Source organism: Nocardioides sp. LHD-245 (assembly GCF_030929495.1).
GTDB lineage: Bacteria > Actinomycetota > Actinomycetes > Propionibacteriales > Nocardioidaceae > Nocardioides.
Genome location: NZ_JAVFWN010000007.1, coordinates 209,647 through 223,590, shown reverse-complemented (window position 1 = coordinate 223,590; position 13,944 = coordinate 209,647). Strand labels below are relative to the sequence as shown.

At 73.1% G+C, this 13,944-nt stretch carries 16 protein-coding genes and 1 pseudogene; 7 read left to right on the top strand and 10 right to left on the bottom strand.

Annotation, left to right across the window (positions count from 1 at the left end):
* The first annotated feature begins 5 nt into the window (after positions 1-5).
* Positions 6-2,162, top strand: a complete 2,157-nt coding sequence (locus RB608_RS13205; RefSeq protein WP_308088413.1) for an MMPL family transporter — start codon at positions 6-8, stop codon at positions 2,160-2,162.
* A gap of 163 nt (positions 2,163-2,325) precedes the next feature.
* Here RB608_RS13205 and RB608_RS13200 read toward each other — a convergent pair whose 3' ends face one another.
* From RB608_RS13200 to pcaH, 6 genes and pseudogenes are all read right to left on the bottom strand, one after another.
* Complete coding sequence (locus RB608_RS13200) at positions 2,326-3,507, bottom strand: 4-hydroxybenzoate 3-monooxygenase (protein ID WP_308088412.1); 1,182 nt, start codon at positions 3,505-3,507, stop codon at positions 2,326-2,328.
* The gene (gene pcaC / locus RB608_RS13195) at positions 3,504-3,884 is read right to left on the bottom strand and encodes a 4-carboxymuconolactone decarboxylase (RefSeq protein WP_308088411.1); all 381 of its coding nucleotides are present in this window, start codon (positions 3,882-3,884) and stop codon (positions 3,504-3,506) included. The genes RB608_RS13200 and pcaC overlap by 4 nt, the downstream gene beginning before the upstream one ends.
* Positions 3,884-4,729, bottom strand: a pseudogene (locus RB608_RS13190) (alpha/beta fold hydrolase); the annotation flags it as partial. The gene pcaC and the pseudogene RB608_RS13190, both read right to left, overlap by 1 nt.
* Positions 4,626-5,792, bottom strand: a complete 1,167-nt coding sequence (locus RB608_RS13185) for a lyase family protein (RefSeq protein WP_308088409.1) — start codon at positions 5,790-5,792, stop codon at positions 4,626-4,628. The gene RB608_RS13185 and the pseudogene RB608_RS13190, both read right to left, overlap by 104 nt.
* Positions 5,789-6,361 (bottom strand): protocatechuate 3,4-dioxygenase subunit alpha, encoded by a 573-nt coding sequence (gene pcaG / locus RB608_RS13180; RefSeq protein WP_308088408.1) that lies wholly within the window; start codon positions 6,359-6,361, stop codon positions 5,789-5,791. Before pcaG ends, RB608_RS13185 begins: the two co-directional genes overlap by 4 nt.
* Positions 6,358-7,152 carry a protocatechuate 3,4-dioxygenase subunit beta gene (gene pcaH, locus RB608_RS13175; RefSeq protein WP_308088407.1) on the bottom strand — a complete coding sequence of 265 codons (795 nt, stop codon included), beginning with the start codon at positions 7,150-7,152 and terminating at the stop codon, positions 6,358-6,360. Before pcaH ends, pcaG begins: the two co-directional genes overlap by 4 nt.
* Positions 7,153-7,219: 67 nt before the next feature.
* Between pcaH and RB608_RS13170 the strand changes: the two genes are divergently transcribed.
* Complete coding sequence (locus RB608_RS13170; protein WP_308088406.1) at positions 7,220-7,966, top strand: IclR family transcriptional regulator; 747 nt, start codon at positions 7,220-7,222, stop codon at positions 7,964-7,966.
* Positions 7,967-7,987: 21 nt separating this feature from the next.
* On the opposite strand, the gene RB608_RS13165 is transcribed toward RB608_RS13170, so the two are convergent.
* Genes RB608_RS13165 through RB608_RS13155 form a run of 3 tightly spaced genes read right to left on the bottom strand, consistent with a single transcriptional unit; the run spans position 7,988 to position 9,334 of the window.
* Positions 7,988-8,386: a low affinity iron permease family protein gene (locus RB608_RS13165; protein WP_308088405.1), complete on the bottom strand. Its 399-nt coding sequence runs from the start codon at positions 8,384-8,386 to the stop codon at positions 7,988-7,990.
* Between the two features lie 40 nt (positions 8,387-8,426).
* The gene (locus RB608_RS13160) at positions 8,427-8,930 is read right to left on the bottom strand and encodes an RDD family protein (RefSeq protein ID WP_308088404.1); all 504 of its coding nucleotides are present in this window, start codon (positions 8,928-8,930) and stop codon (positions 8,427-8,429) included.
* The gene (locus RB608_RS13155; protein ID WP_308088403.1) at positions 8,927-9,334 is read right to left on the bottom strand and encodes a hypothetical protein; all 408 of its coding nucleotides are present in this window, start codon (positions 9,332-9,334) and stop codon (positions 8,927-8,929) included. Before RB608_RS13155 ends, RB608_RS13160 begins: the two co-directional genes overlap by 4 nt.
* A 123-nt stretch (positions 9,335-9,457) precedes the next feature.
* Here RB608_RS13155 and cls point away from each other — a divergent pair, with 123 nt between their 5' ends.
* From cls to RB608_RS13130, 5 genes are all read left to right on the top strand, one after another.
* Positions 9,458-10,930 carry a cardiolipin synthase gene (cls, locus tag RB608_RS13150; RefSeq protein WP_308088401.1) on the top strand — a complete coding sequence of 491 codons (1,473 nt, stop codon included), beginning with the start codon at positions 9,458-9,460 and terminating at the stop codon, positions 10,928-10,930.
* 75 nt (positions 10,931-11,005) lie between these two features.
* On the top strand, positions 11,006-11,497 hold the full coding sequence (locus tag RB608_RS13145; RefSeq protein ID WP_308088400.1) for a hypothetical protein: 492 nt from the start codon (positions 11,006-11,008) through the stop codon (positions 11,495-11,497).
* Positions 11,498-11,647: 150 nt separating this feature from the next.
* Complete coding sequence (locus RB608_RS13140) at positions 11,648-11,854, top strand: hypothetical protein (protein ID WP_308088399.1); 207 nt, start codon at positions 11,648-11,650, stop codon at positions 11,852-11,854.
* Positions 11,855-11,924: 70 nt separating this feature from the next.
* Positions 11,925-12,131 (top strand): DUF6458 family protein, encoded by a 207-nt coding sequence (locus RB608_RS13135; protein ID WP_308088398.1) that lies wholly within the window; start codon positions 11,925-11,927, stop codon positions 12,129-12,131.
* A gap of 16 nt (positions 12,132-12,147) precedes the next feature.
* Entirely contained in the window at positions 12,148-12,531 is a 384-nt protein-coding gene (locus tag RB608_RS13130) for a VOC family protein (RefSeq protein WP_308088397.1), read from the top strand.
* Positions 12,532-13,151: 620 nt separating this feature from the next.
* Here the strand turns inward: RB608_RS13130 and RB608_RS13125 are convergent.
* Positions 13,152-13,895: a prepilin peptidase gene (locus tag RB608_RS13125; RefSeq protein WP_308088487.1), complete on the bottom strand. Its 744-nt coding sequence runs from the start codon at positions 13,893-13,895 to the stop codon at positions 13,152-13,154.
* Between the last annotated feature and the right edge of the window lie 49 nt (positions 13,896-13,944).

Below are 13,944 nucleotides of genomic sequence, written 5' to 3'. Positions count from 1 at the left end.
CCACCGTGGCGCAGACGACACCGGCCGCACCCGAGGCGGCCTCACCCGCCTGGCGTCCAGGGCCGCTCGGCCGCCTCGGCATCTGGGTGACCGAGCACCGCCGCACCGTGGGCATCGCGTGGGTCGCGCTCGTGATCGGGCTCGGCATCTTCGCGCCGGCGGTCGAGAAGAACCTGTCCGGCGCGGGCTGGCAGGCGAACGGCTCGGAGTCCGTGGCCGTGCGTGACCTCGCGCAGGAGCACTTCGGCGGCAACGCCAGTCACGCGATCCAGGTCGTCGTGCACAGCACCGACGGGCCGCTGGACCGGGGCGACCGCGCGCAGGTGCTCGCCGAGGTGACCCAGGTGCTCGAGGACGAGCCGCGGATCGCCGAGGTGATCGCGCCGATGCCCGGCGCCAGCCTCTCCCCCGACGGTCGCACCGCGGTCGTGCTGGGCGGCGCGGGCGCGGACACCAACGAGATGGTCCGGGTCGCGACCGACCTCAAGGAGGAGCTGCAGCACCTGTCGACCGACACGGTCCAGGTGAACCCGACCGGCTCGTCCCTGCTCTGGTCGGACTTCAACGAGGCCAACCTCGAGGCGATGCTGACCTCGGAGATGGTCTCCTGGCCGGTGACGCTGGCGATCCTGGTGCTGGCCTTCGGTGCGCTCGTCGCCGCCGGCCTGCCGCTGCTGCTCACCCTCGCGGGGCTGGTCGCCTCGGCCGGCTCGCTGGTGCTGATCAACGAGCTGGTGCCCGTCTCGATCTGGGCGATGAACTTCGCGATGATGTTCGCCCTGGCGCTGGGTATCGACTACGCGCTCTTCCTCGTGGTCCGCTACCGCGCGGCCCGGATGGGCCGGCACGGCTCCGTCCAGCAGGCCGTCGCCGAGACGATGGACACCGCCGGGAAGGCGGTCCTGCTCTCGGGCGCGACCGTGCTCGTCTCCCTGTCCGCGGTGCTGCTGGTGCCGTCGCCGTCGTTCCGCTCGATGGCCGGCGGGATCATGATCTCGGTCGTCTTCGTACTCGCCGCGACGCTGACCCTGCTGCCGCTGGTGCTGTTCAAGCTCGACGACCGGATCAACCGGTTCGCCCTGCCCTGGGTCGAGGTCGGCGAGCACCGCTCCCCCGCCTTCGCCCGCTGGGGCGCGCACCTGTGGCGCCGTCCGGTGGCCTGGGGCGTGGGCGCGACCGTCGTCCTGTTGATCCTCGCCGCCCCGATCGTCGGTCTGAAGACCGGGATGCCGTCGATCAAGGTGCTGCCCGACGACGCCAGCGCGCGGGTCGGCTACGCCCAGGTCAAGGAGGCCTTCGGTCCCGGTGCGCCGGGGATGCTGCAGGTCGTCGTTGACGAGGCGGACGCGAGTACGGCGACCGCCGTGCTCGACGACGACGCCGGCATCCAGGCCGTCCTCCCGCCCATGCCCGCGGCCGACGACAGCGGTCTCGCGATGATCCAGGCGGTCCCGACCGTCGACCCGTCCGACCCGGCCCTGCCGGGGACGATCGACCGGCTGCGCACCGACCTGCCGTCGTCCGCCCTCGTGGGCGGTGCTGCGGTCGAGAACATCGACCTGACCGACCAGCTGCAGCGCTCCACCCCGCTGGTGATCGGTGTCGTACTGCTGCTCGGCTTCCTGCTCCTGCTCGTCGCCCTGCAGGCACCGCTGATCTCGCTGCTCGGCACCCTGGCCAGCCTGCTGTCCACCGCCGCGGCGTTCGGCGTCGCGCGACTGCTGTTCCAAGACGGCCACGGCTCGGGCCTGCTCGGCTTCGAGCACCAGGGCTTCCTCGACGCCTGGGCCCCGGTGTTCTTCTTCGCGATGATCTTCGCGATCGCGATGGACTACACCGTGTTCCTGCTCGCCTCGGCCAAGGAGCACTGGGAGAAGTCGGGCGACCCCCGCGAGGCCATGGTCGGGGCGGTCGCCCACTCCGGCCGGGTGATCTTCGCGGCCGGCGGCGTGATGGTCGCGGTCTTCTTCACCTTCGCCCTGTCCGGGCCGCTGCCACCCAAGGAGATGGGCGTGATCCTCGGCATCGCGGTCCTGCTCGACGCCTTCCTGATCCGCCTGGTCCTGCTGCCCGTCCTGCTCCGGCTCTCCGGCCGCGCCGCCTGGGCCACGCCCACCTGGCTGCGCCGGATCCTGCCCACCATCACCTTCGCCCACGACTGATCCGCCCCGACGAACCGAGAGGAAACACCATGACCGCCTTCTGCGCCGCCTCCTCGGGCGCTGACCCGGGCTCTCGTCGTACCCGGCATCCGGGCTCCCGATCCGCCGGATCCGCGACCCGAATGCCGGGTACGACGCCCTGGCCGGCGGACGGGGAGCAGCCTCAGGAGGGCCAGCCGGTGTAGCCCTCGGCGAGGTAGGTCGACCCGGCGGTCGAGGACACGATCGAGGTCAGCTCCCCGACCTGGCGGCGTACGTCGAAGTCGCTCGCGTCGGGCAGGCGGTGCAGCATCGTGGTCATCCAGTAGGAGAAGTGCTGGGCCCTCCAGACCCGCCGCAGGGCCCGCTCGGCGTAACGGTCGAGGGCGCCGTCGTCGCCCGCCAGGTGGAGCTCGAGCTCCTCGGCGAGCACGCGCACGTCGGCCAGCGCGAGATTGAGGCCCTTCGCCCCGGTCGGCGGGACGGTGTGCGCGGCGTCGCCGGCGAGGACGAGGTTGCCGTGCCGCATCGGCTCCTGGACGAAGCTGCGGAACGGCAGCACCGTCGTGGAGGTGATCGGCCCTTCCTTCAGCACGTAGCCGTTGGCGCCGACCCGGGCCTGCAGCTCCTCCCAGATCCGGTCGTCGGACCAGTCGGCGACGTCCTCGGCCGGGTCGCACTGGGAGTACATCCGCTGCAGGCTCTCGGTGCGCTGGCTGATCAGCGCGAAGCCCCGCTCGGAGTGGCTGTAGATCAGCTCCTCACTGCTCGGGGGCGCCTCGCAGAGGATGCCGAACCAGGCGAAGGGGTACTCGCGGAAGAACTGTCGCCGCCGCGCCTCGGGGAACTCGTGGCGGCAGATGCTGCGCGACCCGTCGGCACCGACGAGGATCCGCGCGCCGACCTCGTTCGGTACGCCGTCGGCGTCGGTGAACCGCAGCAGCGGCCGGTCGGTGGTCAGGTCGGCGACGGAGACGTCACCCACGCCGAACCGCACGTCGCCGCCGTCGCGCGCCCGGGCGTCGGCGAGATCGACGAACACGTCGGTCTGCGGGTACAGCTGGACCGACGCGCCGACGAGCGCCTCGAAGTCGATCCGGTGCCCGCCGCCGCCGAACGCGAGGTCGATGCCCGCGTGCCGGTAGCCGTCGCGCAACACCCGCTCGGAGACACCGGACTCGACCAACAGCCGGACACTGTCCTGCTCCAGGATGCCGGCCCGGTGGGTGCTCTCGATCGCCGCCCGGTCGCGGATGTCGATCGCGATCGAGTCGATCCCGGCCCGCTGCAGCAGGTGGGCGAGCATCAGGCCCGCGGGCCCGGCGCCGACGATGGCGACCTCGGTGGTCGTCGTCGTGGGACTCATGGATCCAGCTCCTCGAGGACGCTCTTCGCGACGGCGAAGGCGTGGTTGGCGGCGGGGACGCCGCAGTAGATCGCGGCCTGCAGGATCACCTCGCCGATCTCGTCCTCGCTCAGCCCGTTGGTGCGAGCGGCACGCACGTGCATCGCGAGCTCCTCCCAGTGCCCGAGCGCGATGAGGGCGGTGAGCACCGCGACCGAGCGGGACCGGCGGTCCAGGCCCGGCCGGGTCCAGACGCCGCCCCACGCGTAGCGGGTGATCAGCTCCTGGAAGTCGTGCGTGAACGGGGTCTTCGCGGCCTCGGCCCGGTCGACGTGCGCGTCGCCGAGCACCTCGCGCCGGACCTCCATCCCCGCGTCGAAGGGGTCGTCGTAGGTCATCGGGAGGCCTCCAGGAAACGGGTGATCAGGTCGGCGGTGGCGGCGGGGTCCTCGGCGGGCGGCAGGTGGGCGACGCCCGGCAGCACGACGTCGACCTGGTCGGCGGTGACGACGACGTCCGCGGCGCCCCCGGCGACCAGCAGTGGCACGCCGGTCGCGTCCCGCACGGCGATGCGGTCGCGCACGTCGTACCCGGCCAGGGCCTCGCAGGCCAGCGCGTAGGACTCGTCGTCGACGTCCCGCAGCGCGAGGAGCAGTCCGCTGCCGGTGGCGGGGTCGCGGTCGAGGAAGCCGGGTGCGAACCAGCGGGCCGCGGAACCCTCGACCAGCGCGGCGGTGCCGGCCCTGCGGACGTACGCCGCCCGCTCGTGCCAGCCCTTCGGCGTACCGATCCGGGGAGCGGAGGCGAGGGTGACGACCGCGCCGAACGGGCCCGGATCGGCGGCGATCGTGAAGCCGACCGCGCCCCCGAGGGAGACGCCGGCGTAGGCGAGTGGCCGACCGGCCGCTGTCGCCCCCGCGCGCTCGCGGACCGCGGCGGCGAGGTCGTCGACCGTGAACGCCGTGGTGGTGGGCGCTGCGGCGCCGTGGCCGGGGAGGTCCCAGCCGACGACCTGCCAGGACGGCGGGAGCAGCGCGGCGCAGCGACGCCACAGGTCGGCGACGCCGGTGCCGAGGGACGGGCCGACCACGAGGACACCACCGGCCTCCGTGCCGCCGGACAGCCGGGTCAGGGTCAGCTCAGCCACGGATCCGCGCCCAGCGGGTGATCGCGAGGTCGACGAGCCGGCCGGCGTCGCCGGTGTGGCCGCGGCCGTCCAGCAGGCCCCTCGCCGTGGCCGCATCGACGCGCACCGCCATCGCGGCGGTGTCGACCTGCAGGCCGGCGACCAGCTCGGCCGCCTGGCCGGCCGCGGTGGTGGCGAGCTCCAGGAGCAGCGCCAGGACGGGCCATTCGGCGTGCCAGGCGCCGTCCGGGCGCTCGTCGACGGCACCCGCGGCAGCCAGGTGGAGCTGGGCGGCGAGACCCGGCGCCTGCCGTGCGGCCGCCTGGACGAGGACGGCGAGGACCGGGTTCTGCTTGTGCGGCATCGTCGAGGAGCCGCCGCGCCCCGCGACCGCGCCCTCGTGCACCTCGGCGATCTCGGGACGGCCGAGCAGCAGCACGTCCGCGGCGACGACCCCCAGGGCGTCGGTGACCGTGGTGAGCGCGTCGCCGATCGCGGTGACCACGCCGCGGCGGGTGTGCCAGGGCAGGTCGCTCTCGCCGAGGCCGAGCGCGGCGGCCAGGGCGGCCGGCGCCGCGGCGGCACCCGGTCCGGCGAGATCCGCGAGCAGGGCACGGGTGCCCGCGGCGCCGCCGTACTGGACCGGGAGGTCGAGACCGTCCAACCGGGCGGTGGCCTCGCCCACCCCCGCCAGCCACTGGGCGGCGCGCAGGCCGAAGGTGGTCGGGACGGCCCACTGGGTCAGGGTCCGCGCGACGGCGACATCGTCGCGGTGGGTCCGGGCGAGGACCGCGAGGGCGTCGCCGGTGGCCACCAGGTCGGCGCGCACCCGCGCGACGGCGTCGCGGGCGAGCAGGACGAGCGCGGTGTCGAGGACGTCCTGGCTGGTCAGGCCGTGGTGTACGGCGCCCGCCGCCTCGCCGGCCGCGTCGCGCAGCAGCGCCACCAGGGGTACGACGGGGCTGCCGGCCGCCTCGGCCGCGACGGCCAGTGCCGGCAGGTCCACGTCGAGCCCGGCCGCGGCGTCGGCGACCCTCGCGGCCTCGGCGTCGGTGGCGACCCCGGCGGCGACGAGCGCGCGTGCCCAGGCCGCCTCCACGCGGAGCAGGGCGGCCAGGACGGCCGTGTCGTCGGCGACGCCGGTGGCCCGGTGCGCGCCGGGGCGGAGCAGGCCGCTCACTGCCCGCTCCTCGGACCGTCGTGCCGCGGGTAGCGCAGGAACACCGTCTCCCGGTCGCCCTGCAGGTGGAGGTCGAAGCGCAGGTCACCCTCCTCGTCGCGGACGACCCGCAGGGTCGCGGCGTCGGCGGCGGGCAGGCTCGCGAGGAAGGTGTCGGACTCGCCCGGCAGGTAGGCGCGGGTGAACAGCCGGTCCAGCAGGCCGCGGGCGAAGACGACCACCGCGAAGAACGCGGCTCCCCCGCCGACCCCGCCGGGCACGACGGTCGTGAACGCGTAGCGTCCCGACGCGTCGGTCGCCGCCCTGCCCCAGCCGGTGAAGCGGCCGTCGCGACGCAGCGAGCCCTCGCGGCGCGGCGGCCGGCCCGCCGGATCGGCCTGGCGGATCTCGACCAGCGCGTCGGGCACCGGAGCCCCGCTGCCGTCGTACACGGTGCCGTGGAGGCGGACCGCTCCCGCGGAGCCGGGTGGCACGAGGAGACTGTCGCCGGCGTACGGCAGGGCGTCGTGGAAGAACGGGCCGATCGTCTGCCCGGGCGTGGGTGCGAGGGCCTCCCTGGGGATCGTCACTGCTCGTCACGCTCCAACGGGGTCGCGTGAGCGCCGGTCAGCACGATGTCCCACCGGTAGCCGGTCGCCCACTCGTGGGTCGTCAGATCGTGGTCGTAGGTCGCGACCAGCCGGTCGCGGACGGCCTGGTCGGTGATCGACTGGTAGATCGGGTCGAGCGCGAACAGCGGGTCGCCGGGGAAGTACATCTGGGTGATCAGCCGCTGGGTGAACTCGGTGCCGAACAGCGAGAAGTGGATGTGTGCCGGTCGCCAGGCGTTGAGATGGTTGCGCCAGGGGTACGGGCCGGGCTTGATGGTGGTGAACCGGTAGACGCCGGCGCCGTCGGTCAGACAGCGTCCGACGCCGGTGAAGTGGGGGTCGACGGGCGCGGGGTGCTGGTCGCGCTTGTGGAGGTAGCGCCCGCCCGCGTTGGCCTGCCAGATCTCGACCAGCTGGTGGCGCACCGGGCGACCGTCTCCGTCGAGGACCCGGCCGGTGAGCAGCATCCGCTCGCCGATCGGGTCGCCACCGCGCTGGACGGTCAGGTCCGCCTCGACCGGGTCGATGTCAGAGTGCCCGAAGACCGGTGCGACCAGCTCGATCCCCTCGGGGTCGGCGTGACGCAGGTCCTTGGTGGGGTGACGCAGCGCGGAGCTGCGGTACGGCGCGAAGTCGATCCGCGGCTGCGCGCCCGTCGCCGCGGCGGCCTGCGCCTCGGCGATCTCGGCGGTGATCCGCTCCTGCGTGTCGGGGGCCTCGGGCGGGTCGGGCGCCGGCGGTGGGACGATGCTGGTCGCGGTCGTGGGCACGTCCCCACGCTAGGTGCGCGGGTCCGCTCCACGCGATAACGTCCTTCCACTGAGCGAAAGGATGGGCATGGCCGGCAACACCTCCGTCCCCGGCGCGACCGTCGTGTCGCGCGGCCTGGCCCTGCTCTTCGCCTTCGACGACGCCCACCGCCGGCTCACCCTCTCCGAGCTCGCCCGCCGCGCCGACCTCCCGCTCCCCACCGCACACCGCCTGGTCGGCGAGCTGGTCGCCGGCGGCGCCCTGGTGCGACGCACCGGCGGCGAGTACGTCATCGCCCGCCGGCTGTGGCAGGTCGGCCTCCTCGCTCCCGTCGAGACCGGGCTGCGTGAGGTCGCTGCACCCTTCATGAACGACCTCCATGCCACCACCCGCGCAACCGTCCACCTCGCCGTGCGTGAGGGCACCGAGGTGCTCTACCTCGAACGCCTGTCCGGTCGCGCCTCCGTCCCCGTCGTCAGCACCGTCGGCTCCCGGCTGCCGCTCCACGCGACGGGCGTCGGCAAGGTGCTGCTGGCCCACGCCCCCGACGAGGTCGTGACGCAGGCGCTGGCGCGGTTGACCCGGATCACGCCGTACACGATCACCCAGCCGGCTCGGCTGCGCGAGCAGCTCGACCGGGTCCGCCGCGACGGCTACGCCACCACCGTCGAGGAGATGACCCTCGGCGCCTGCTCGGTCGCCGTCGCCGTGCCGGCCGGCAGCCACGTCGTCGCGGCGCTCGGCGTCGTCGTACCGTCGCTCAAGCGGGACCGGGCCCGCCTCGTCGCCGGCCTCCAGGTCGCCGCCCGGGGCATCGGGCGGTCGCTGGCCTGAGCCCCGACGGCGCCAGGAGCGTCAGTGCCGGCCCTCCAGACCCACGGCCTGACGCAGCCTGCGCACGGACTCCTCCAGGCCCTCGTCGTCCCGGGCACGGGAGGCCATCAGGTCCGAGAGCGCCTCGGCGATCACGTTGAGCTTCTCCTGCGACGCCTCCTCCGAGCGCCGGCCGGCGTTCTGGAGCAGCACCAGCAGGAGCAGCGACAGCACCGACGAGCCCGTGTGCAGGGCGAGCTCCCACTTGGTCGCGCTCGACCACAACGGCAGGCTCGCCACCCAGACCACCAGCACCCCGACGATGACGTAGAAGAACGGGGCAGCGCTCACCAGCCGATGGACGACCTCGACGAACCGCTCGAACCACCCCCGCCCGTCACCCTCGCGGCGAGATTGCGCCGCCTCACTCCGCCCGCTCATAGGGCTCAACCTACGTGCCCGGCGCCGGCCTTGCCCGCGGTCAGCCGGCATCGTGCGCCCGCAGGTACGCCGCCAACGGCCCCGGTAGCTGTGCCGGGCGGTCGCCCCAGTCGTAGACCACGGCGGTCCGCGCGAGCAGGTCGTGCAGCGCGCGGTGGTCGCGGCGCAGCACGATGAGCAGTGCGCCGACACCGAGGAAGGACGTGCTCAGCGGGAAGAGCAGGGTCCGGACCACGCAGGCACCCGGACCGACCGGCCGCCCGTCGCGGGTCACGATCTTGAGGCCGACGATCGCCTTGCCCACGGTCCGCCCGCTCACGGCGATGCCGACGACGACGTACGCCGCCGCCCAGGTCAGCAGCGCGACCGTCGCGACGGCGCCGGTGCCCTCCTCGATCGAGACGTCCAGGAGGGCCTGGAGGAGGAAGCCGAGGATCGCCACCCCGATCGAGTACGACGCCAGCACGACGCCCACGTCGATGGCCACTGCCGCGGCCCGGCTCACCGGTCCGGCGTACTGGCCGGTGACCGTCGCGCGGTTCACCGCTCGCCCACCAGCAGGGCGGGACCGACCGGCGCCGGGCCGCGCCGGCGCAGCAGGCGGTCGACGAACCCGCTGACGACCCGGTCCAGGCCGACCACCTGGCTGCGGGCGACGTCGAGGGTGCGCCCGGCGAGGTCACCGGTCGTCTCGGCGACGATGTCGGAGATCCCGGCGCGCTGGACGAGCGCCTCGACGTCGGCGCGCGCGAGCAGCCGCTCGACGTCGACCCGGTCCAGGAGCCGGTTCACGTCGACCCGGTCCAGCAGGTGGTTGACGTCCACCTGGTCGAGCACGGCGTCGATATCGATGTGCTCGAGGATCTCCTCGACGGGCATCGCGTCGACGACCTTGCCGGTCACCGCGCCGGCGACACGACCGAGCAATCCGGGTTCTGGGGGTGTCATGCGGTCAGGATTCCATGGTCGTGCCCGGAAGCTCGCCCTCGAGCGACGCCGACCCCGACAGGTCGGATGCGAATCGTCGCCCGGCAGGCGAGGAGTTCCCGGGCGCGGCCATAGGGTTCAGCCATGAATTGGCTGGTTCCGACGTCGACACTCGGCTGGATCGTCTTCGGACTCGACATGGCGCTGCGGCTCGCGGCGCTCGGCATCATCCCCGGCAACCGCAAGCCGTCGACGGGCATGGCGTGGCTGCTGCTGATCCTGATCGAGCCGATCATCGGGTTCTCGATCTTCCTGCTGTTCGGGCGGATCAGGCTCGGCACCCGCCGGATCAACCGCCAGCGCACGGCGATCGCCGCCATCCGCGAACGCAGCGACGCACTGCCACTGGCCCTCGACACGACGCGCCTGTCACCGTCGATGTCGGGCGTCACCACGTTGAACCAGCGCCTCGGCGCCCTCCCGATCACCGGTGGCAACGAGGTCGAGCTGTGGTCCGACTATCGCGCCCTGATGACCGAGATGGCCCGCGAGATCGACCGGGCGCGCAGCCACGTGCACGTGCAGTTCTACATCACGGCCTGGGACGACGTGACCGACCCGGTCTTCCAGGCGATGATCCGCGCGACCGCCCGCGGCGTCGACGTACGCCTCCTCTTCGACCACATCGGCTCCCGCCGCATCCCCGGCTACCGCGGGATGGTCAAGCGGCTGCGCGGTACGAAGATCGCGTGGCACCCGATGCTGCCGATCAAGCCGCTGCGGGGCCGTTTCCGCCGCCCCGACCTGCGCAACCACCGCAAGATCCTCGTCGTCGACGGCAGCGTCGGCTTCACCGGATCGCTCAACCTCACCGAGCCCAGCTACAACAAGCCCGCCAACCAGAGGCTCGGCCGCGAGTGGGTGGAGCTGATGGTGCGGCTGGAGGGCCCGGTCGTCGGCGCGCTCAACGCCGTCTTCGCCTCCGACTGGTACGTCGAGACCGGCCAGGTGGTCGATCTGGTCGCCGTCCACGGCGAGCAGGACCGCCGTCCCGAGGAGGTCTTCGACGTCCCGTGCCAGGTGGTGCCGAGCGGCCCCGGCCTGGTCGCCGAGAACAACCTGCGGATGTTCACCACGCTGCTCTACGCCGCGCGGGAGCGGATCTCGCTGACCTCGCCGTACTTCGTGCCCGACGAGTCGCTGCTCTACGCCGTCACGACCGCCGCCGAGCGCGGGATCGACGTCGAGCTGTTCGTCAGCGAGGTGTCCGACCAGTTCCTCGTCGGGCACGCCCAGGCGTCGTACTACAAGGCGCTGCTCGAGGCCGGTGTGCGGATCTACCTGTACCCGGCGCCGTACATCCTCCACTCGAAGCACTTCACGATCGACGATCAGGTCGCCGTGGTCGGCTCCAGCAACATGGACATGCGCTCGTTCGCCCTCAACTACGAGGTGTCGCTGATGATGCCGGATCCTGCCGTGGTGGCGAAGATGCGCCGCATCGAGGACACCTACCGCACCCTGTCGAAGGAGCTCACGCTCGAGGCCTGGGGCGAGCGCTCCCCCGGCGCGAAGTACGTCGACAACGTGGCCCGGCTGACCGCGGCGCTGCAGTAGCGGCGGGCCGCCGTGGCCGCGGACCCCGTGTTAGCGTGCCCGACGGAACGCATCCGGCCCACTCGGGAGACCTCCATGAGACGAATCGTCGGCATCGCCACTGTGCTGCTCGCCCTCCTCGCCGGGGTCCTGGTCGCCGGGCCGGCGCAGGCCGCCACCGAGCGATCGGGCGCCCTGCCCAAGAAGGGCACCTATGCGATCACCGTCTCCGACCTGTGGGTCCCGACCGACACCGCCACCTTCACCTGGCGGGTGACCAAGCGCGGCGTGATCAAGCCGTGGAGCACCGTGATCACCCGGCGGTGCGTCGTCACCACCTCCGGACCCGACGGCCCGACGACCACCATCACCACGGTCGACGTGCCGATCGAGGTCGGCCGCACGAAGATCAAGAAGCGTCGCGGCACTGCGCTGATGACCTTCGCCGGGCCGTACCAGTCGAGCGGCACCATCGGTGTCGAGTTCACGGGCAAGAAGGTCACCGGCACCTTCTCCCTCTACGTCCAGGGCGTGCCCGACGGCAGCTGCGAGCGGCTCACCGGTCCCCTGACCGGGCACCGGAGATGACCTCGGGCCCCACCGTCCCGGGTCCGTAGTCCGACCGGGCGGTCGCCGTGCCCCGTTCGGTCCGATCTGGCCGCCGGCCGTTGCCGCGCGGCCCGCCGACCCCGATGCTCGGAAGGGACAACGGTCCGGCCCTGAGCCCCGGAGGAACCCATGAGCGCCGTCGCAGCCAGCCCGGTCGATCCCACCTGCGGAACGGAGGTCGACCCGCGGGTGCCCCCCGAGCTCGAACAGGCGCTCCTCGAGATCGCCGCGTCCGAGCGGGCGCTCGACGACGTCCTGCGGCGCGCGTCCCGGCTGCACCGGAGCAACCTCGACCACACACCCCGCTCCTGTCTGGTCTGCTTCACCCGTCGCTGAGGCTCAACGCGCCCAGCGGTCCATGGCGGTCGGGGCGTATCGCAACGCCGTTACCGGGCACCGCGGGTACATGTACATCGGACTCGGCATCATCCTGCTCGTCCTGGGCCTGATCCTCGCCCTCGACGTGATCACCGTGGACATCGACTACGTCAACGACGACCTGCTGGGCACGATCCTGATCGTCGCCGGCGTGCTGGCGATCGTCCTGTCGCTCGTCATCGCGCCGCCCTGGCGCCGCGACCGGATCGTCCATCACGACGACGGCCGCCGCTGAGGGTGCACAATGACGCATGGCCAGTGAGCTGACGCCGTACCTCCACGTGCGCGACGCACGGGTGGCGATGGCGTGGTACGTCGACGTCCTCGGCGCCGAGGTGGTCTACGAGCCCATCGAGATGGCCGACGGCCGGCTCGGCCATGTCGAGCTCGCCATCGACGGCGCCCGCTGGATGATGTCGGACGAGTTCCCCGACCTGCACGCCGAAGCGCCGCGGGGCGACCGTGGCCTCCCGGTCACCCTCCATCTCACCGTGCCCGACGTCGACGCCCTGTGCGCGCGGGTCACCGCCGCGGGCACGCCGCTCGACCGCGGCCCCGAGGACGCGCCCCCGGCGGGCCGGGTCGCCTCCTTCCGCGACCCGTTCGGCCAGCGCTGGTTCCTCAACCAGCCCTGACCTCGTCCGACGCATACCAGTGGGCCCAGGTCACGTCTCCCTAGGTGCGTCGGTGGAAGCGGATGTCGCCGTTGGCGAGTCCGTCGTGGTCGTGGATGCGGTGATGGTGGTGGTTGCAGAGGCTGATGGCGTTGTCCAGGTTGGTGGTGCCGGTTGACGATGACGGTGGTGGCGTCGCGGCCGTGTTCGGGGAGCTGGTCGGGGGCGATCACGCCGAGGATCCGCCGTCCGAGGCGTTGGAGGTCGCGGGGTGGGTGGTGGGCGGCGTACGTACCCGACCAGGGTCTGCTCCGCCGAGACAGCCAGGTCGGCGCCGGCCTCGGCAGGGAGGTCGGTGGGCAGGTCGTCGACCGCGCGGATGATCACTCGGGCCTGGGCTGTGGACACGGTCCCGGCCCGCATCCCGGCCGCCACGGCCGGGTGCGGGTCCAGGGCCCGGGCGAGGTGGGGGTCGGCGCGGGTCGCCCGGGGGTCGGCTCGGGTGGCGTGGGCGAGCCAGGCCGCGACATCGCGGGCCGCGTGCTCGGTCGCGACGTCGTCAGCGGTGACGAGGATCCGGGCCTTCAGCTCCGCGATCTGGGCCTCGGCTCGGGTCAGCTCGAGACAGAGACGGTCCACGCTCAGCGGCCGAGCGACGCGAGGTAGACGTCGCCGAGCCCACCGGCCCCGAGGATCGCGCTCCACGCCCCCAGCACGAGGAACGGGCCGAACGGCAGCGCCGTCCTCCGCCCGGCCCGCCCGGCGGCCATCAACAGCACCCCGGCCACGGCGCCCAGCACGAAGCCCAGGAACGCGCCCACCAGGAAGGTGCCCCAGGTCAGGTACGCCGTCATCGCGCCCACGAGCCCGGACAGCTTCACGTCGCCGAACCCCATCCCGCCGGGCGCGACGTACCAGACGACGAGGAAGAAGGACCCCAGCACCGCCGCCCCGATCGCGGCACGCACCAGCGCGGTGCCGTCCCCGCCGAGCGCCAACAGCACCGCCAGCGCCGGGTACGACGGCAGCACGATCGCGTCCGGCAGCCGGTGCACGTCGAGGTCGATCAGGGCGAGCGCGATCGCCACGGCCGCGAAGGTGAGATAGGCGGGGAGCAGCCGCAGCCCCGCTCCGTCCGCTCCGAACCGCACCGCCACCAGCAGGAACGCCAGCCCGGTGCCCGCCTCGACCAGCGGGTAGCGCGCGGCGATCGGCGCCGCGCAGTCGAAGCACCTCCCCCGCAGCGCCAGCCAGCCCAGCACCGGGACGTTGTGCCGGGCGCGGATCGGATGCCCGCAGCCCGGGCACGCCGACGGCGGGCTCACGATCGACTCCCCCGCCGGCACCCGGTGCACCACGACGTTGAGGAAGGACCCGATGGCCAGCCCGAGGAGACCCGCGATCGCCGGGGCCGCGATGTCGAGGAACTGTTGC